The 1,845-nt window shown below is 43.6% G+C and carries 4 protein-coding genes; all 4 read left to right on the top strand.

Annotated features, from left to right (window positions below):
• Positions 1 to 719, top strand: a 719-nt coding sequence (locus AC37HE_RS02905) for a hypothetical protein (protein ID WP_500781279.1), incomplete at its 5' end; no start/stop codon positions are given.
• A 36-nt stretch (positions 720 to 755) separates the two neighbouring features.
• Positions 756 to 1,082 (top strand): P-II family nitrogen regulator, encoded by a 327-nt coding sequence (locus AC37HE_RS02910; RefSeq protein WP_500781280.1) that lies wholly within the window; start codon positions 756 to 758, stop codon positions 1,080 to 1,082.
• Positions 1,083 to 1,100: 18 nt separating this feature from the next.
• Positions 1,101 to 1,475 (top strand): P-II family nitrogen regulator, encoded by a 375-nt coding sequence (locus tag AC37HE_RS02915; RefSeq protein ID WP_500781281.1) that lies wholly within the window; start codon positions 1,101 to 1,103, stop codon positions 1,473 to 1,475.
• A gap of 16 nt (positions 1,476 to 1,491) precedes the next feature.
• A partial coding sequence (locus AC37HE_RS02920) for a hypothetical protein (RefSeq protein WP_500781282.1) occupies positions 1,492 to 1,845 on the top strand: 354 nt, incomplete at its 3' end.

A 1,845-nucleotide genomic window follows, 5' to 3' on the forward strand; every position in this document is an offset into this window, starting at 1 on the left:
GCTGTGACCCTAAGGCAGATTCAACTCGTTTGCTGCTTGGAGGTCTGGCACAAAAAACTGTACTGGATACACTTCGCGAAGAAGGCGAAGATATTGAGCTGGATGACATCATCAAAAGAGGATACGGTAATACACGTTGTGTTGAATCAGGGGGTCCTGAGCCAGGTGTAGGATGTGCCGGTCGTGGTATCATTACTTCTATTAACCTTTTGGAGCAGTTAGGTGCCTGGGATGAAAAATATCAAACCGATTATACTTTCTACGATGTACTTGGTGACGTTGTATGTGGTGGTTTCGCAATGCCTATCCGCGATGGAAAAGCAGAAGAAATCTATATCGTTGTATCGGGTGAGATGATGGCGATGTACGCTGCAAACAACATCTGCAAGGGTATTAAAAAGTATGCTACTGCCGGAACTGTTCGTTTAGGTGGTTTGATTTGTAACTCACGTAAAGTTGAAAACGAGCAGGAAATGATCGAGCAATTGGCATCCCGTCTTGGAACTCAAATGATTCACTTCGTACCTCGCGACAACATGGTTCAACAAGCTGAGATCAACCGTAAAACTGTCATTGATTTCGCACCTGAACATCCACAAGCTAACGAGTACCGTGCTTTGGCTCAAAAAATGGATGCAAACGAATTGAAAATTATTCCTCAACCTCTTGAAATCGAAGAATTAGAGAAATTGCTGATCGACTTCGGTATCGCCAACTAATAAAAACAAATCAACTTAAATAAGGAGGAACTAACCATGATAATGATAAGAGCCATAATTCGCCCCGAAAAATCAAGTAAAGTTTTAAAAGCCCTGTTCGAGGCCGGATACATCGCAGTAACCAAGATCCCGGTTGTGGGACGCGGAAAACAAAGAGGTATCAAAATCGGAGACATAACCTACGATGAGCTTCCTAAAGAAATGCTGATTATGGTTGTGAAAGCCGACGACAAAGATTTTGCGGTGAATACCATTATGGAGGCTGCCCGCACCGAGCCAAAAGGTGCCTTTGGCGATGGAAAAATATTTATCAGCTCTGTTGAAGAGGCCTACACCATCAGCCGCGGATCAAAAGAGTTATAATCTTAAAATCACACGACTATGAAGATTATAATGGCAATCATCCGCATCGATAAAATGAATGAAACAAAACGGGCTCTGACCGAGGCCGGCATCACATCGATGACTGCAACCGGAAAAGTTTTCGGACGCGGTAAAGGCTTTTGGGATGCCAAAGTGATGGAAGGCGCAAAACAAGATATGCCTGAAGCACTTACTCACCTCGGAAAAGAACCAAGACTAAGACCCCAGCGAGTACTTAATATCGCTGTTTCTGACCACAATGTTCAATTAACGATTGATACAATTATCGAAGTTAATCAGACTCCTGCACCCGGCGACGGAAAAATATTTGTCCTGCCGTTGGATGATTCATTCCGGGTTCGTACCGGTGAAACAGGAACGACAATTCTTTAATTAAAAAGACAAAATTATGCCGAACAAAAAGGATTTTTCTAACGGATTACCAGATCCCGCAGAATTCAAAGAAGAAATATTAAAAAAGTACCCTCGCAAAGTCGCTAAAAAGCGTGCAAAAGCGATGGTTGTGAACGAACCGTCAGAAGGACAGGAAATTTTGGCGAACGTTCGTACCGTGCCAGGCATCATTACACAACGAGGCTGTACTTATGCCGGATGTAAGGGTGTGGTTTTAGGACCAACAAGAGATATTATAAACATTACTCACGGACCTATCGGTTGTGGCTTTTACAGCTGGCTGACCCGCCGGAACCAAACCAAACCTGCCGAAGGTGAACCGAATTTCATGCCTTATGCATTCTCAACC

It is taken from the genome of Mangrovibacterium sp. (genome assembly GCF_059905295.1).